The following is a 15,169-nucleotide window of genomic DNA, read 5'->3' as shown; positions in this document are numbered from 1 at the left end:
GCAGTTCCGAGTGCAGATAGGGCCAGGACTACAAGGAGCGCGTAGCGTATCACCTGTGGCCGGAGGAGCGGGACGGAAAAGTCGTGCTCCCGTGGTTGTTTGCGCCAATGTCTCCCCATGGATCAAATTGATACCACATAAAGCAAAAGGTGGGTGCTTCTCCGTTTCCGGAGAAGCACCCACCGTCGTTGGTGCTATGGAGTGTTGGTGCTATGCAGCAGCTTCCGTCTTGGCGCGGCGGCGAACCACTACAACGGAAGTTGCGCCGGCGGCCAGTGCGCCCGCGCCGACCAAGGTCCAGAGGACGAGGCCGGAATCAGCGCCGGTGTTGGCCAGACCACCGGTGTTGGCCAGCGGAGCGCCACCCGCGGTACCGGCGACGGAGCCGCCAGTGTTTGCCAGAGATGCGGCAACGGTGACCGTGACGGGACCGACAGTGACACCGGAAGTGTTGCCGGTGGCGGTGATCGAGTAGGTTCCCGCCTCATTGATGGCGATCGGCAGTGCAACAGCTCCCTGGGCATCAGCCGTGGCGGACAAAGTCTGCGCCTCGGCCACAACGTTGATGCGAGCGGGAACTGCGCGGGTACCAAGGGCGGCGCCGTTGGAGGCCGGAGCCTGACCCGGAGTGACGCGGATGGTCAGTGATTCACCAGCGAGGAAGCCCTGGCCGCGGAAGATGAAGGTTTCACCCGGACCAACCGTGCCGTCGGAGACAGCTGCCTGCGGCGGAAGCGCCGGGTACGTTGCGGCCATGGCGGGCGCGGAACCGATAAGTGCGATGGAACCTGCAAGAGCGAGTGCAGCGAAAGTCTTCTTCATGTGTGTCCCCCCGGAGACGTTTAAGTTTTGATACCCGATTTTGGGGAGATGTCCCCGCTGCACGAGACCATGTGCAGAACTACGGATAAATATCCCAGATAGAAGTTACCATCCTGAGTCGCTTGTGACCAAGTTCAATCAAGACGGTTTACATAGTGTTAATGCTTGCGCCACTCTCTCTAACCGCAGGATGGTTTTTCAGTAGGGAGAATAACGTCCTTTACAGGCTGGACAGTGGGTGTGACAACAAGGTTAGGTTCTGTCTGTTGAACAATCTTTCCGAAGGTGAAGTCGACCGTTTTGCTTTCACCAGGAGCGAGTTGTTGGGCTACAACACCAACGGGCCTGTTGGCGTGGAGGTAAGGGGCGAAAGGAGCCTTCTGGCCATCGATAGCCGCGGATTCCACGTTTGCCTGCGCGGGTCCGTAGGCGACGATATTCGTTTGAACGGTGCCTGGAGTTACGCCAAAGATGCCGCCTCCGGTGACGTACCTAGGCAGTGAAATGGCAGCATCCGCGGGCGCAGTGTTTGTACTGGTGATACGCACTCTGGTCTGCTCGTATCCCTCGGTGGGACATTCCTTGATGAGCTGAACCGTGCGCTTGATGTAGTAGTCCATCTTTGCACCGGTGCCGTCGTTGAAGTAGACCCCGAATTGGGCGGGAGAAACACTGGGTCCTGAAATCGCACCACTCATGGGGTACTTAGAAATTACGGACTGTTCCGAGGAACGAGCAGACCACACGAGGACGCGTCCTTCTTCCGTCCCGCGCGTGAGGCCGCTAATCAGGCCCTTCGCCTCGCCTCTACCACTGGAAAGGGCAGCAAACACTTCTTTAGCCACAGCCGCAAAGTAGGCGTCTTGTAGCTTGGGACTTGGGATTTTCGAGTAGACCTCGGACAGGAGGGTCGGCACTACGTTGCTGCCTGTCAGTTCGGATGGCAACCCTGCCGCCTTAACCGCAGCCAGCTCCGTACCAGTGACGGTTACTGGTCCCGTTGCCTGCAGAATGTAACTCAACACCATGGGATCGATGGAAATGACTCCGTCAACTTGTTGGCCGGTCTTCTTTGCCCACATCGTCTGGGCCGTGGCAGCCGCGGTAGGGAAGTCGGGTGTGAGGTTGACGTCCTGCATGTACTTCCCAAGCCGACTTGAATAAATCTGCTGCTGTTGGGGATCGACCGCCAGGTTTGGGGACATGATTCCAACATCACCTGCACTGCTCTGGGCACCGAGTGAAAGCTTCCCGTGGTCCAGTGTCATAACTGCCAGAGCGCCTGCTATACCGCCCGAGGCACGTGCTTCCGCATTGTTCTGGATCATGAGCAGATAGTTCTTCTGGCCATCCGCGCCCAACATTTCAGGCGCAAGGTTGGCCGCATCCGCTGCTGCGTTGAGTGCACCCGTCGCCTGCTTCAGTTCTTCGGTTGCATCCTGAAGAGGGTGGGCGACCTGCGGCAGCAGTTGAGAGGTATCAATTGCCTGTAGCCGTTCCGAGGAAGCTCGAACTGTATAGGCCGCGGATGCAACAGATGGGGCCGCGGTTTTGAGCGGCTCGAGGCTGCTGCCCGAAGCGCTCGGCATTAGTGCGTCCCAGTTAAGAGATTCGTAGACATTGATCAGAGGACTAAGACCAAGAGTTGCCACGTCGTCAGCTGATCTTGCTGCCTCGGAAACTGCACTGATATTGGGCCCGATCCAAGGCGCGCTGGAGACAAGGGTCCATAGGGGGTCCTCCGACGCCTGGCGGGCGGCCACAGTGTGCTGACGTAGTACCGAGACCGTGTCTGCCGCCGATTCTGCATCTGAAGCCAGTATTTCTTGCTTTAGCTGAGAAACCAGACCGGCGGCAGCCTCCAGCTCATGCTTGATTGAAGATGCCTTTAGCCCTAACCAAAACGTCCCACCGCTGAGGAGTATAAGCAGAACAAAGATCGCCAGGACGATTTTTGTCACCCTTCGTGGCCGCCTTCTTCGTTCCGTCACTTCACGACGGGGACCGGGGGCCTGAATCTCCTCTGGAGTAGTTGCATTCATGCTAAGGACGTCCTAGCCCGCGGTAGGTCCACCCGGCAGCACGCCATTTGCTGGGATCCAGGATGTTTCTACCATCCAGAATCTTGGGAGAGGAAACGAACGTCGAGGCTTCGTAGGGATCCAAGTCTCGGTACTCCTGCCATTCCGTCAGTAGCAGAAGTGCATCGGCTCGCTGGAGGGCCGTTTCCGTTGATTCCTCGTAGTGGAGTTCGGGGAAACGGTGGGCGGCGTTGTGAAGTGCTTTCGGGTCCGTTACCGTTACCACCGCACCCTGAAGCTGAAGTTGGGCTGCGATACTTAGCGCTGGGGAATCGCGAACATCATCGCTTTCTGGCTTGAAGGCAGCTCCCAGTACCGTGATCCGCTGCCCTAAAAGTGAACCCCCGCAAAGTTCTCGCGCTAGTTCCACCATCCTCGTCCTACGCCTCATGTTGATGGCATCTACCTCACGGAGAAAAGTCAACGCTTGGTCCGCACCCAATTCACCTGCGCGTGCCATGAAGGCACGAATATCTTTCGGGAGACAGCCGCCACCGAATCCAATGCCGGCGTTGAGGAATTTGCGTCCAATCCTGTCATCTAGGCCGATGGCATCTGCCAGCATGGTCACGTCGGCGCCTGCAGCATCGCATAGCTCGGCCATGGCATTGATAAAGGAGATCTTCGTAGCCAAGAATGAGTTGGCGGCCGTCTTGACCAACTCGGCCGTCGGCAGATCTGTAACTAGCCGGGGGGTTCCCAACTCGAGAGGGGTTGCGTAAACCTGGTCGAGGACTTGAACGGCATAATGTTCTTCCGAACCTCCAGATATGCCATAAACCAGCCTGTCCGGATGAAGCGTGTCTGAAACAGCGTGCCCTTCCCGAAGGAACTCTGGGTTCCACATCAAGTGGGCAGCTGGCTGAACTTGTTCGATGAGGCCAGCGAGCCTCGCAGCAGTTCCAACCGGGACCGTTGACTTGCCTACAACGAGGTCGTCAGGAGATAGGTAGGGCATCAGACCTGCTGTAGCAGCATCAACGTATGTCAAATCGGCTGCGTTCTCTCCCTTCTTTTGCGGAGTGCCAACACAGATGAAGTGCACGGAGCTTCCCTGCGCCGCGGCCATGTCAGTCGAAAAGGAAAGCCTTCCCGTCTCCTGGACTTCCTTGAGTAGCGCTTCCAAGCCAGGCTCAAAAAACGGGGCGTGAGCAGCAGACAAGTCCGCTATTTTTCGTTCATCTATATCAATGCCCACGACCTCATGTCCGAGTTTTGCCATGCATGCAGCATGGACAGCGCCCAAGTACCCACAGCCAACAACTGTTATTCGCATCAATTCATCCTTTCCCGGGGCTGTAGTCTGCCGCCAGAAAATCAGTAGGCTCCGGAGCTTTGGAAAACTGCTCGGAAGGTCTTTATGAGTATGAGGAGGTCCCCTGCCAATGACCAGTTTTCAACGTAGTAAAGGTCAAGGCGTACGGAGTCCTGCCAAGAAAGATTAGAGCGGCCGCTTACTTGCCATAGACCCGTGAGACCCGGCTTAACAAGGAGTCTTCGCCTGACATCTTGCTCGTAGGCTTCGACCTCCGCAGGTAGGGGTGGGCGGGGGCCAACAAGGCTCATCGATCCCCTGAAGACGTTAAATAGTTGGGGAAGCTCGTCAAGGCTGAACTTACGGAGGAGTCGGCCGATCGACGTGACCCGCGGATCCTCCTTCATCTTAAAGAGGAGCCCGTTACCGTCACTGCTTTCCTTGAGAGAATCAAGTCGTGATTCCGCATCTACCACCATCGACCTGAATTTGAACATTTGGAACCGGGCGCCCTCTATGCCCACTCGATCCTGTTTGAACAGGACGGGGCTGCCGTCATCCAGCCTGATCAGGGCCGCTACGACTGCCATAACAGGCAGGCTGACTACAATCAGGAGAGCAGATACCACCACGTCGAAGAGCCGCTTCGCTACTCTTTGACCTCCCTCAAGAGTAGGCGTAGTGACGTGGATCAACGGAAGTCCGGCAACCTGCTGAGTGTGGATTCGTGGCCCCGCTATGTCTGTAAGTGCGGGAGCCATAATCAGTCCGATATTTCGGGAAGCAAGTTCCCATCCCAGATGTCTGAGTGTTTGCGGATGTAGCTGCACTCCAGCGGAAACGGCCACCGCGTCGGCGCGACAAACCTCGATCGCCGCCACAATCGACTTTGCGTCCGGAGAGTTTCCTACGACAGGAAGTCCGGATTCAGGTTCAACGGATGACAGCTCCGAAGTATTCGGTGTGTAAACCGCAACGGGCAGATATCCAGCGTGTCTGGCGGTCCTTAAGGAACGAGCCAAGTGTGCGACCGCGCTTGGGCCTCCAAGTAACAGCAAACGGGACATACTTTGTCCCATTTGCCGATTCACATTTAGGTGCTGCCTAATAAGCCAGCGTGCAAGTAGGAGTCCGAATAAACCCGCGGGCAAGGCGACGCCCACATAGCCACGGGCAGTATCCAGTCTTAGTACATACGACACGATAGCGACCAGCCCAAATAGCCACAATGACGCTGCGGCCACACGCTTGTATTCGTCGGGTCCTGCACCCAGAATACGACTTTGACGGCTATTCCAGGCTCCAAGCATGATCCACCAAGCCGCAACTAGTGCAATCGAGAGCCATACGTATACGCCTTCCTCGCCTGCAACGACGAAGTCCGCTGCCCAGCCAAAGCGGATGACGTAGGCACCGGCAACAGCCCACGTAACAACGAAAGCGTCAACAATTCGCAACTGTCGGCTGCATTTTGACCGCCAGTCGCGCACCTCTTTCACGAAAAGTCCCCCAGTGATTGAGCTTCCGACACCAACTACCCTGCAGAGCTAGCTGCGAATGCTCTCGACATTTGCGCGGTACCACTCCACGGTGGAACCAATTCCCTCTTCTAAGCTTATGGAGGACTTCCAACCAGCCTCAGCCAGCTTAGAAACATCCAGGAGCTTCCGCGGTGTTCCGTCAGGCTTGGATGTGTCCCACTTAATCTCCCCGGTGTAGCCCACCGCTGCGGCGACGATTGTAGCCAGCTCCTTGATGGTGACGTCCGAGCCCGTCCCGACGTTGACTTGGGCCGGGCCGTCATAATTTTCAAGGAGATGAAGGCAGGCATCTGCCATGTCATCCACGTGGAGGAACTCCCTCATAGGCGAGCCTGTACCCCAGTTGGTGACAGACACTTGGCCTGCTTTCGCGGCCTCATCGTAACGCCGGATAAGCGCGGGCAACACATGAGAGCCTTGCGGGGAAAAATTGTCGCCTGGACCGTATAGGTTGGTTGGCATGGCAGAAATCCATGGCAAGCCATACTGCCGGCGTACAGCCTGCACCTGCATGATGCCTGCGATCTTGGCGATAGCGTAAGCGTCATTCGTCGGCTCCAAGTGGCCAGTAAGAAGCGAATCCTCCCTAATGGGCTGGTCAGCAAACTTCGGATAGATGCAGGAGGAACCCAGAAAGAGGAGACGTTCTACTCCGTATTGCCGTGCCGCATCAAGAACGTTCACCTGAATGCGGAGATTATCGCTCAGGAAATCTACCGGATAGGTGTTGTTGGCCAGGATGCCGCCCACCTTTGCCGCGGCAAGGATCACGTATCGCGGTTTCGATTGTTCGAAAAACTCGAACACAGCTTCGCGGTCCTTGAGGTCCAACTCCGAGGAAGTACGACCAATCAGGTTTGTGAACCCTTCATCATCCAACTTCCGCCAAATGGCAGAACCGACAAGTCCTCGGTGTCCGGCAACATAGAATGGGGCAAATCGATCAAGCTTTGAAGGCTCGAAGTTGACGTCATAAGACACTAGTTCTTCCAACTTTCCAGATTGACGGTGTCGATCCAGTGGTTGCCAGCGTGCTTTAGAGCTTCAATGTCGGCATCCACCATGATGCGAGCCAGTTCCGGTGTATGGACCGATGCCTTCCACCCAAGCTTGTCTTGGGCCTTCGATGCGTCGCCCACTAGGGCGTCTACCTCTGTCGGGCGTAGATAACGTTCGTCGAAACGGACATGGTCTTCCCAGTTAAGCCCAGCATGCTCGAACGAGATCTGAAGAAAGTCGCGGACCGTGTAGTTGCCCCCTGTGGCCAGTACGAAGTCGTCCGGTTCGTCCGCCTGGAGCATTCGCCACATACCTTCGACGTATTCTGCTGCGTAGCCCCAGTCACGCACTGCGTCGAGGTTCCCCATGTAAAGCAGGTCTTGCTTCCCAGCCTTGATTGCCGCAACGGCACGGGTAATCTTTCGGGTGACAAAAGTTTCCCCCCGCCGCGGAGACTCGTGGTTGAAGAGGATGCCGTTGACAGCGAACATCCCATAAGCCTCTCGGTAATTCTTGGTTATCCAGTAGCTGTAAACCTTCGCAGCACCGTACGGTGAACGAGGGTAAAAAGGGGTCTCTTCGTTTTGTGGAGGTGGCGTAGCCCCGAACATTTCAGAGGAGGACGCCTGGTAGAACCTCGTTTCGATTCCAGACATTTTCACAGCTTCCAACAAGCGGATAGTGCCTACTCCGGTTGTGTCGGCAGTGTGCTCAGGTTCGTCAAAAGACACCCGCACGTGCGACTGCGCGGCAAGGTTATAAACCTCGTGAGGTCTGATTCCGGCAAGTAACGTGACGAGGCGCGCGCCGTCGCTGAGGTCACCGTAGTGAAGAAAAAGTTTTGCCTTCGGGTCATGCGGGTCGACATAGAGGTGATCGACTCTTGCAGTATTGAAGGTAGAAGCGCGCCGGATAAGCCCGTGGACCTCGTAGCCCTTAGCAAGCAAAAGTTCGGCCAAATACGAACCGTCTTGACCTGTTATGCCTGTGATTAACGCGCGCTTTGTCATGGAGCCCCCATCAAAGAATCGTCGCGCGCCCTAAGAAGGGTGCACGACGGTATAAGTTTCGTAACGCCCCAATCATAGTGCCCTTCGGGGAAGTGAAGCGACTGTCAACACCTGTCATACCCAGTGTGACCAAGATGCACGCCGTCTTCCACCATCCGACAAATCATAGCCAGCGCCTTGCTATCCTTGCTTGGGCCATCATCAGCTGAGCGGACAGAACTTTCGAGGTTATCTGGGCCGCGGCAGGAGAGGCCAGGTCTATAAATGAGGAGGGGGTCATGATGGACAAGGGGCAGTTCGCAGGAGTTCCGTTTTGTGTCGCAACACCGGGTACCGCAGCTCGATTCATCGTGGACACGGCGAACGAGTCCAGTCTTGGGGCGGACATCCATTTCTTGAATGCCTATAGCATAGCGTTGGCAGAATACGATCCAGCATATAGGCGGTGCCTAACGAATGCCGCCTATAACTTTCCTGATGGCAAGCCGATATCGCTCTTGAACCGGCTTCGATCAGGCCGCATGACCCAGGTACGAGGGCCGGGGTTCTTTGAAAGTGTCATGGACCTAGGAAGAACGAAGGATCTTCGTCATTATCTGCTTGGTTCAACGCCAGCTACTCTTGCGAAACTCCAGGAGAGTCTTGAGTGCCGCTACCCCGGCGTCCGAATAGTGGGCTCTTTTAGTCCCCCGTTTGGTGAAATGACGAGCGAACAGCGTTCGGAACAGGACGAAGAAATCCGCATCTCACGTGCCCAACTAGTTTGGGTAGGCCTAGGGACGCCAAAGCAGGACTTCGAAGTAGCACGGCTTGCAGAGGCTGGCTTTAAGGCGGTTGCTGTTGGAGCGGCTTTCGATTTCTCTGCCGGTACGAAGAGAGAAGCCCCACGGTGGGTATCAAAGCTAGGCCTGGAGTGGCTGTTTAGGTTCGCTACCGAGCCTAGGCGGTTATGGCGTCGGTATCTCGTGGGGAACCTGGTCTTCCTCAGAGCGGCCATACGCCACGGTGTCAACTAGCTCTTGATGCCCGATGATTCTTTTGGAAGAGGAAGACGATGCTTTTTAGGCGAGCTAAATCTATGCTGCTGCGAATGCTGGCCGTCCGGAGAAATGTTTCCGTTGGTCGCGAATTTCATGTCGGTCCAGGGTCGGCGATTTGGGCTCCAAAAGACCTGAAAGTTGGCAGCGACGTCTACGTTGGAAAGCACGTGACGGTGGAGGTTGACGGCGAAATAGGCGACGGTGTGCTCATCGCAAACCTCGTCGGAATCGTGGGACGTAGGGATCACGATATTCATGACCGCGGCACCAGCGTCCGCAGGAGCCGATGGGTGGGCGACGAGCCTGAGGAGTTGAGTCTGAGAACTGTTATCGGATCAGACGTCTGGCTTGGATACGCCGCCACTGTCCTGTCTGGCGTTACTATCGGGGATAGCTCCATTGTCGCAGCCGGCGCGGTCGTAACTCGAGACGTTCCCAGTAACTCTATAGTTGTGGGAAATCCCGCAAGAAAAATTGGCGAGAGGTTTAGTGCCGAGGATTTTCGTCTGCACTGGGAGCAACTGCACGAAAAAGGATATCGCCGGATGACAAGTGATAAGCGGATGGAATCATGAGGGTTGCAGTTATTCATCCGTGGCTTCCCCAATATCGATTAGCCTTTTTCCGGGAACTTATAGCTCGGGGAACCCGGCGCGGTATCGATATTAACGTCTTTTATGGCGAAACACCGCCCGAGTGGAGGAACCGAGATGACACTAGGTCGATGGAGGGCTTTACCTCCCTCAAGACCCGGTTCGTGTCAATGCCCGGGAGGCGAACCCTAAACCGGAAGTCGCTTCGGCCGGTGAACTCTTCTGGTCCATACGACTTGATAATCGTTGAGCAGGCGGTGCGAAATCTCGAGACATATGAGCTACTGGCGCGGAAGGCACCAGTTGCATTTTGGGGACACGGTAGAACCTTCACGAAGAGAGTGAGGCCCCAACAGGATCGGTTTAAGCAGTGGTTGACTCGGCGAGGAATGTGGTTCTTCGCCTACACCTCTGAGGGGGCTGAAGCGATGGAAATTGCTGGGATGGCTCCGGAGAGAATGACCGTTGTGCAGAACTCGATAGATACAAACGCGCTCCTTACCGAACTTCAGGGTGTGAAAAGCCAAGCCTTAGCTGCCTTTGAGGCCAAATATGATCTCCACGGCAAAACGGCTCTTTTCGTGGGGGGCTTGGATGAAAGCAAACGTCTGCCCTTTCTCTTCGAGGCAGCTCGAAAGGCAGGCGAACTGGACCCTAACTTTCGACTGTTAGTCGTTGGCTCTGGGGACGATCAGGGGTTAGCGGAGATGGCTGCTGCGGAAAGCCCGAATATTCACTGCCTCGGTCCTCTCTTCGGTTCCGAGAAGGCTCTTGCACTGGCCGCTGCGCAGGTGATCGCAATGCCGGGCCGCGTTGGGCTGGTGGCCGTTGATAGTTTCGCCAGTGTCACTCCGATAGTAACTACAAATTGGCCCTGGCACTCTGTTGAGTTTGCTTATCTCGAGGCAAACAAGAGCGCAGTCATAACCGATGACTCCGTCGACGCTTATGCGCTGGGCCTAGTGAATACGCTCCGGGATCGAGACGCTTTGGAAATACTCAGACAAGGATGTGCCGAGGCGAATGAGAAATACACTTTGGATGCCATGGTCGAAAACTTCTTAAATGGAATTAGCCTTGCCTTGACGGCGGATCACTAATGAGAATGCATGTCCTGATAGCCTGCCATAATCGTGCGGATTTAACTGTTCAAAGTGTAACCGGCTTCTTGGCCTCTGCCCAGAAAGCTGGTGTTGATTTGTCGTTCACCGTCTTCGACGACGGCTCTACTGACGGCACAGCACAACGACTGTCCGAGATTCCCGCCGACATCACGGTGCTTCGAGGGAACGGGTCCGCTTTCTGGGCACGAAGCATGTCGATCGCAGAGAAATGTGTGCTCAACTCGATGGCTCCCAACAGTTCCGACTTCCTCGTTTGGCTCAATGATGATGTTCGGATTGATGACGACTCAGTAGCTCGACTGGTGGAGTCTGTAAATCAGAATCCGGAATGTGTGGTTGTGGGGGCAGTCAGGGCACCTGGTGTCGATTCCGTCTCCTATTCCGGTATGCGTCGAAGTGGGGTCCATCCCCTGCGGTTTAGAACGCTCCCGGCAGCAGACGCCAGCCAGGACGTGGACACGTTCAACGGAAACCTAGTGGTAGTTCCAACGTCTGTCGCACTCCGACTGGGGGGAATTGATGGTGAGTTTTCCCATGGCTTGGCTGACATCGATTACGGCCTACGTTGCGGGCGTATGGGTATACGAGTGGTCCAAGCGGCGGGCACATTCGGTACGTGTCCGAGGAATCCTCCTCATCCGACGGCTACAATTCGTACTGAATGGGCAAGATTTGTTGGTCCGAAGGGTGGAGGTAACTATGCGTCGTTGCGAAGAATCCTCCGCAAGTCGAATAGGCGCTCTTGGTTGCTATATATAGCTGCAACCTACACTCTTTGGTGGGCGCGCATGACTTGCCGCAGTTTTGCTGCTCGGAATTCTGTGCTACGCCCACAAAAATAATCTCCTTGCGTGTTACTCCTAGGAATCTCAGATCGCTAATGATTTCGCATCGGTGCTGGCGCCAACATTTAGTAGCGCCAAAGGGTGGTATTTCATGGAACCTGCGAAAATATAATTTGAAGGGCAGGTAAATGAGCGAGCTAAAAGTCATTCATCTTCTTGGGCGTTTATATCCAAGCGGTATGGAGCGCATGCTGGCTTCAGCGGCACAAGATTTTGTTGAGCAAGGAATCCGCAGCATCGTAATTGGACAAGGAGAAGGTCATCCTTTTCGTGATGACCTTGCCAATGCTGGTTATGATGTCCGGGTCGTACCAAGTCTACGTACTCTTGCCGGTTGTTTTGCTCTTTCGAGAATAGTGAGTGCAGAACGTCCCGATGTAGTGCACATTCATACTGAATCCGCGTTTCTCCCGGCTGTCCTGTCTTCGTATCTATCGGCTCGAACTCGAGTTGTACGAACGGTCCATAGTGTATTCAGACCCCATGGGAAGGCGGCCTTCAGCCGTCGAGTGCAGGCAATGCTCGCTGATCGCTTCGTAGCTCAGTTTGTCGCTCCGTCTCCGGACGTTGCGAAGAATGAGTTGAACTGGAATCGGAAACTGCAAGTTGTCTATAACTGGGTTTCCTCAGATTACATTGCTGCTAAACGTCACTCTGGTTCTAATGCGAGTCCTCTGCACGCAGTTCTCGTCGGTAATTGTGCGTCCGTAAAAAACCACGAGTTTGCTTTGAAGCATCTTATGGCGAACGGCTACGTTGTTTCACATCATGGTAATGAAGCGCACGCTACAGCACTTGAACGAGAAATGCTGGAAAGCCTGGCCAGTCAAGGCCGCTTGCGTTACCGGGGTAGCGAACCGCCCTTGCAGTCTCTTAAGAATGGTGGCGTGTTCGTGTTGCCATCTTTGCATGAAGGTATGAGTGTCGCGTTAGCAGAAGCCATCGCTCTCGGAACGCCCTGCTTAGTCGCCGACTCCATCGGTCTTTCTTGGGCAAAGGGGATCCAGGGGGTGGAACATATTTCTTTGCTGGAGGAGGACGCTTGGTCGTCTGCGCTTCGTGAGACGGGGTACCTTCCCGTAGCAGGCGGGTCCGCCCCACCGGACTTGTCTCCGCGTCGAGGGGCCGAAGAATATGCGGAACTCTACCGTACTGTTGCGAACCACATCCGGAGCGGCCGGGGCGCCATTGGCAGGCAGGTATGAGGATAGCTATCGTCGGGCCTTCCAGCCCGCGAGAATTCGCCGAGTTCTTAGATGTGCGTCCCGACTCTTTGCCCGTGGGTTTGGGCGGCACGCCTGTAAACAGCCTGGTCCGGTCTTTGCTGAGGCATGGGAATGCTGTTCATTTGGTCACCGCGTCACCAGATATAGCAAGCACAAAAAGGTTCGATGCAGATAACTTCCATATCTCCATTGTTCCGTATCGCAAGAGAGCACGCGCCCGCGCACTCGATTTATTTCGTGCGGAGCGAAATATGATGTCGAAGGAGCTGAATCGTGTTCCAACCGACGTGGTCCATGCCCATTGGAGTTACGAATTTGGCTGGGTCGGTGTGACATCTGGCTTGCCCCAGATACTCTCTATCCACGACGCGCCACTTACGATTCTACGGCGGATGCCAGATGCTTATCGAATCTTGCGGTTGTTGCTGGCATATGCTGTCCGAACGAAGGCATCCCATGTGACCGCTGTTTCTCCAGATTTGGCAAAAAAATGGCGCCGGCAGATGTTCTTTCCCGGAGATGTTCGTGTAATCCCAAACATTACTCCAGAATTCGACTTATCCGATGATTTCGCTGGCCTGCCCTCTCATCCTGTTATCACCGATATTGCCGATAGTACGCCATTGAAGAATGTGCGCACGCTTCTCACTGCATTCAAGGAATTTAGATTCCAGTACCCGGAGGCGGAACTCAGGCTTATCGGATCAGGCTTGGAGGATGAAGGCGAACTTGCACGCTGGGCGGCGGATTCCGATCTGAAACGTTCTGTGAAGTTTCTCGGACGACAATCACGTGTGGGTGTATCGACGCATCTACGAGAATCGGAGATGCTCTGCCACGTTTCTCTTGAAGAAAGCCAAGGCATGTGTTTTCTCGAGGCCATGTCTCACTCAGTTCCTGTTATCGGGGGACATGACTCCGGTGGCGTGGCATGGACTCTGGGAGAAGGAGACGCCGGCCTCTTGGTTGATGTTAGGAAAAGTGAGGACGTCTTACGGGGCTTGCTTCGGCTCCACGAAGATAGAGAACTGCGCGCTTCGCTTATTCAGCACGGCCATGCACTACTGTCCGAGCGATATTCGGCTGACGCTGTCACTAGCGCCTATATCGATTCCTACGAGCAAGCAATTTCGTCTTTTCGAAAGCCGCCATCTTCATGAGCGGAGTCAAAGCAGCAGCCGCCGGTGCTCGATGGACCATAGGCTGTCAGATCTTTGTGAGTGCTGCCCAGTTCGTCGTATCGGGCATAACCTCAAGAATCTTCTCGCCCGTTGACTTTGGGAGCTTTGCGGCTGCGGTCAGTTTGCTGGGCATCTTGACCCTGATGACAACTACTGGGTTGCCCTCATACGTACTCAAGGAAAGTACTCTTTCGACCGGTCAGATATCTCGTATACGCGGGATAGCAGCAGTTGTCGGAACTGTAACGGCGGCATGTTACCTTGTGGTGGCCCCATTCTGGCTAGACCTTTTGAAAGCCGGCGAAGGCGACCAGTACTTGTGGCTGATGGCTGCAGCGCAAGCCGTTGGTCCTATCGGTGGAGTCGAGTCCGCACTTCTACGTCGCGAGTTGAATTTGAAACGAGACACCGTCACTGTTCTGCTTTCCTTTGTGGTTTCCGCCCTGGCGGGGCTGCTACTAGCAGTATTGTTGCGACAGGCCTGGGCGTTGGGTGTTCCAATGGCAATCAGCCCAGTCGTTCTGGCGATTTCTGCTCGTTTTCTTCAGCGCCGCGGCTATCCGGGCGGACAGCGCCTGAATGGCAAAGAACTCTTCCATTTTGCCCGTAGGATAACCTCCCAGAATGTTGGCTTTATGCTGCTGCAGCAAACGCCCGGCTGGGTCGTGAGTTCCGTCCTGGGGGCGGGAGCCCTTGGGCAATTTACAAAGGGTGTAGCTCTGGCTCAGATGCCTGCAACGGCTCTCACCTCGATTCAAAGCCGTATTGCCCAACCGCATTGGCGGAACGCTGAGTCACGTCGTTCTTTTCAAGACGCAGTTTGCGACGCTGCCATTCTGTCGTCTGGTGTTGCGTTTCCTGCATTCGCAATTTTGTCTGCAAACGGTCCCTTTGTAATAAACGTTTGGCTCGGACCGGGTTGGGCCCTAGCTGGCACAATGGCTTCTACTCTTGCCATAGGATTTGCCCTTTCAATCCCATTCACCCTAATTGCGGGAAGCTTAGAAATGCGCGGCGAGTTCCGTCCAGCACGTCTGGCGCAATGGCTTATGGCAGGAGCAATGGTTCCCTGTGTTGTGGCGTTGTTCCTAACCCGTGACGTGCTGTGGGCAGGGTGGATGATGTTGCTCTCCCAGATCACTGCGCTGGTGTCATTGATCTGTGTTACCAAATGGGAAAATTCGAACACGGTCAGGCGTCTCATGAGAGGTCTGGTGACGGGATGTTTCTGGGCAGCAGCCATTGGCGGGAGCGGGCTTGGTGTGGCAATGATGCTCGGTGATGGTGCTGAAGATTCTTTTCGCGCAGATGCAACTCATCTGGGAGTTGCAGTCGTCGTCTCCACTGTCGTTTGGGCCGGAACTTTCAGGTGGCATGCTGTCAGCGGCGTACTCACGCGGCGAGGATTTGTCCTACCATGGTTCTTCCGCCCTGCCAATCCATAAATTGACG

Annotated in this window: 13 protein-coding genes; 7 read left to right on the top strand and 6 right to left on the bottom strand. The window is 55.2% G+C overall.

What is annotated here, in order from left to right:
- Nucleotides 1–210: 210 nt before the first annotated feature.
- From LFT49_RS16295 to gmd, 6 genes are all read right to left on the bottom strand, one after another.
- The gene (locus LFT49_RS16295) at nucleotides 211–822 is read right to left on the bottom strand and encodes an LPXTG cell wall anchor domain-containing protein (RefSeq protein ID WP_237428776.1); all 612 of its coding nucleotides are present in this window, start codon (nucleotides 820–822) and stop codon (nucleotides 211–213) included.
- Nucleotides 823–1,001: 179 nt separating this feature from the next.
- Nucleotides 1,002–2,783 (bottom strand): DUF4012 domain-containing protein, encoded by a 1,782-nt coding sequence (locus tag LFT49_RS16290; protein WP_237428775.1) that lies wholly within the window; start codon nucleotides 2,781–2,783, stop codon nucleotides 1,002–1,004.
- Nucleotides 2,784–2,865: 82 nt separating this feature from the next.
- On the bottom strand, nucleotides 2,866–4,179 hold the full coding sequence (locus tag LFT49_RS16285) for a UDP-glucose dehydrogenase family protein (RefSeq protein ID WP_237428774.1): 1,314 nt from the start codon (nucleotides 4,177–4,179) through the stop codon (nucleotides 2,866–2,868).
- Nucleotides 4,180–4,220: 41 nt separating this feature from the next.
- Nucleotides 4,221–5,657, bottom strand: a complete 1,437-nt coding sequence (locus tag LFT49_RS16280) for a sugar transferase (protein ID WP_237428773.1) — start codon at nucleotides 5,655–5,657, stop codon at nucleotides 4,221–4,223.
- Between the two features lie 48 nt (nucleotides 5,658–5,705).
- A complete protein-coding gene (locus LFT49_RS16275) occupies nucleotides 5,706–6,680 on the bottom strand; it encodes a GDP-L-fucose synthase family protein (protein WP_237428772.1) in 975 nt (324 codons plus the stop codon).
- The gene (gene gmd / locus LFT49_RS16270; protein WP_237428771.1) at nucleotides 6,680–7,708 is read right to left on the bottom strand and encodes a GDP-mannose 4,6-dehydratase; all 1,029 of its coding nucleotides are present in this window, start codon (nucleotides 7,706–7,708) and stop codon (nucleotides 6,680–6,682) included. Before gmd ends, LFT49_RS16275 begins: the two co-directional genes overlap by 1 nt.
- A gap of 278 nt (nucleotides 7,709–7,986) precedes the next feature.
- Here gmd and LFT49_RS22765 point away from each other — a divergent pair, with 278 nt between their 5' ends.
- From LFT49_RS22765 to LFT49_RS16245, 7 genes are all read left to right on the top strand, one after another.
- A complete protein-coding gene (locus LFT49_RS22765; protein WP_442863714.1) occupies nucleotides 7,987–8,724 on the top strand; it encodes a WecB/TagA/CpsF family glycosyltransferase in 738 nt (245 codons plus the stop codon).
- A gap of 74 nt (nucleotides 8,725–8,798) precedes the next feature.
- Nucleotides 8,799–9,323 (top strand): acyltransferase, encoded by a 525-nt coding sequence (locus tag LFT49_RS16265; protein ID WP_237428770.1) that lies wholly within the window; start codon nucleotides 8,799–8,801, stop codon nucleotides 9,321–9,323.
- Between the two features lie 407 nt (nucleotides 9,324–9,730).
- Entirely contained in the window at nucleotides 9,731–10,441 is a 711-nt protein-coding gene (locus LFT49_RS22760) for a glycosyltransferase family 4 protein (protein ID WP_442863713.1), read from the top strand.
- The gene (locus LFT49_RS22755) at nucleotides 10,441–11,307 is read left to right on the top strand and encodes a glycosyltransferase family 2 protein (RefSeq protein WP_442863712.1); all 867 of its coding nucleotides are present in this window, start codon (nucleotides 10,441–10,443) and stop codon (nucleotides 11,305–11,307) included. Before LFT49_RS22760 ends, LFT49_RS22755 begins: the two co-directional genes overlap by 1 nt.
- Before the next feature lie 131 nt (nucleotides 11,308–11,438).
- Complete coding sequence (locus tag LFT49_RS16255; RefSeq protein ID WP_237428768.1) at nucleotides 11,439–12,515, top strand: glycosyltransferase; 1,077 nt, start codon at nucleotides 11,439–11,441, stop codon at nucleotides 12,513–12,515.
- Between the two features lie 74 nt (nucleotides 12,516–12,589).
- On the top strand, nucleotides 12,590–13,696 hold the full coding sequence (locus LFT49_RS16250; RefSeq protein ID WP_237428767.1) for a glycosyltransferase family 4 protein: 1,107 nt from the start codon (nucleotides 12,590–12,592) through the stop codon (nucleotides 13,694–13,696).
- Nucleotides 13,693–15,162 carry an oligosaccharide flippase family protein gene (locus LFT49_RS16245; protein WP_237428766.1) on the top strand — a complete coding sequence of 490 codons (1,470 nt, stop codon included), beginning with the start codon at nucleotides 13,693–13,695 and terminating at the stop codon, nucleotides 15,160–15,162. The genes LFT49_RS16250 and LFT49_RS16245 overlap by 4 nt, the downstream gene beginning before the upstream one ends.
- Nucleotides 15,163–15,169: the final 7 nt, after the last annotated feature.

It is taken from the genome of Arthrobacter sp. FW306-06-A (assembly GCF_021870055.1).
Classification (GTDB): domain Bacteria; phylum Actinomycetota; class Actinomycetes; order Actinomycetales; family Micrococcaceae; genus Arthrobacter.
Note: the sequence above shows the minus strand (reverse complement) of the source record. Positions and strands in the feature narration are given on the sequence as shown.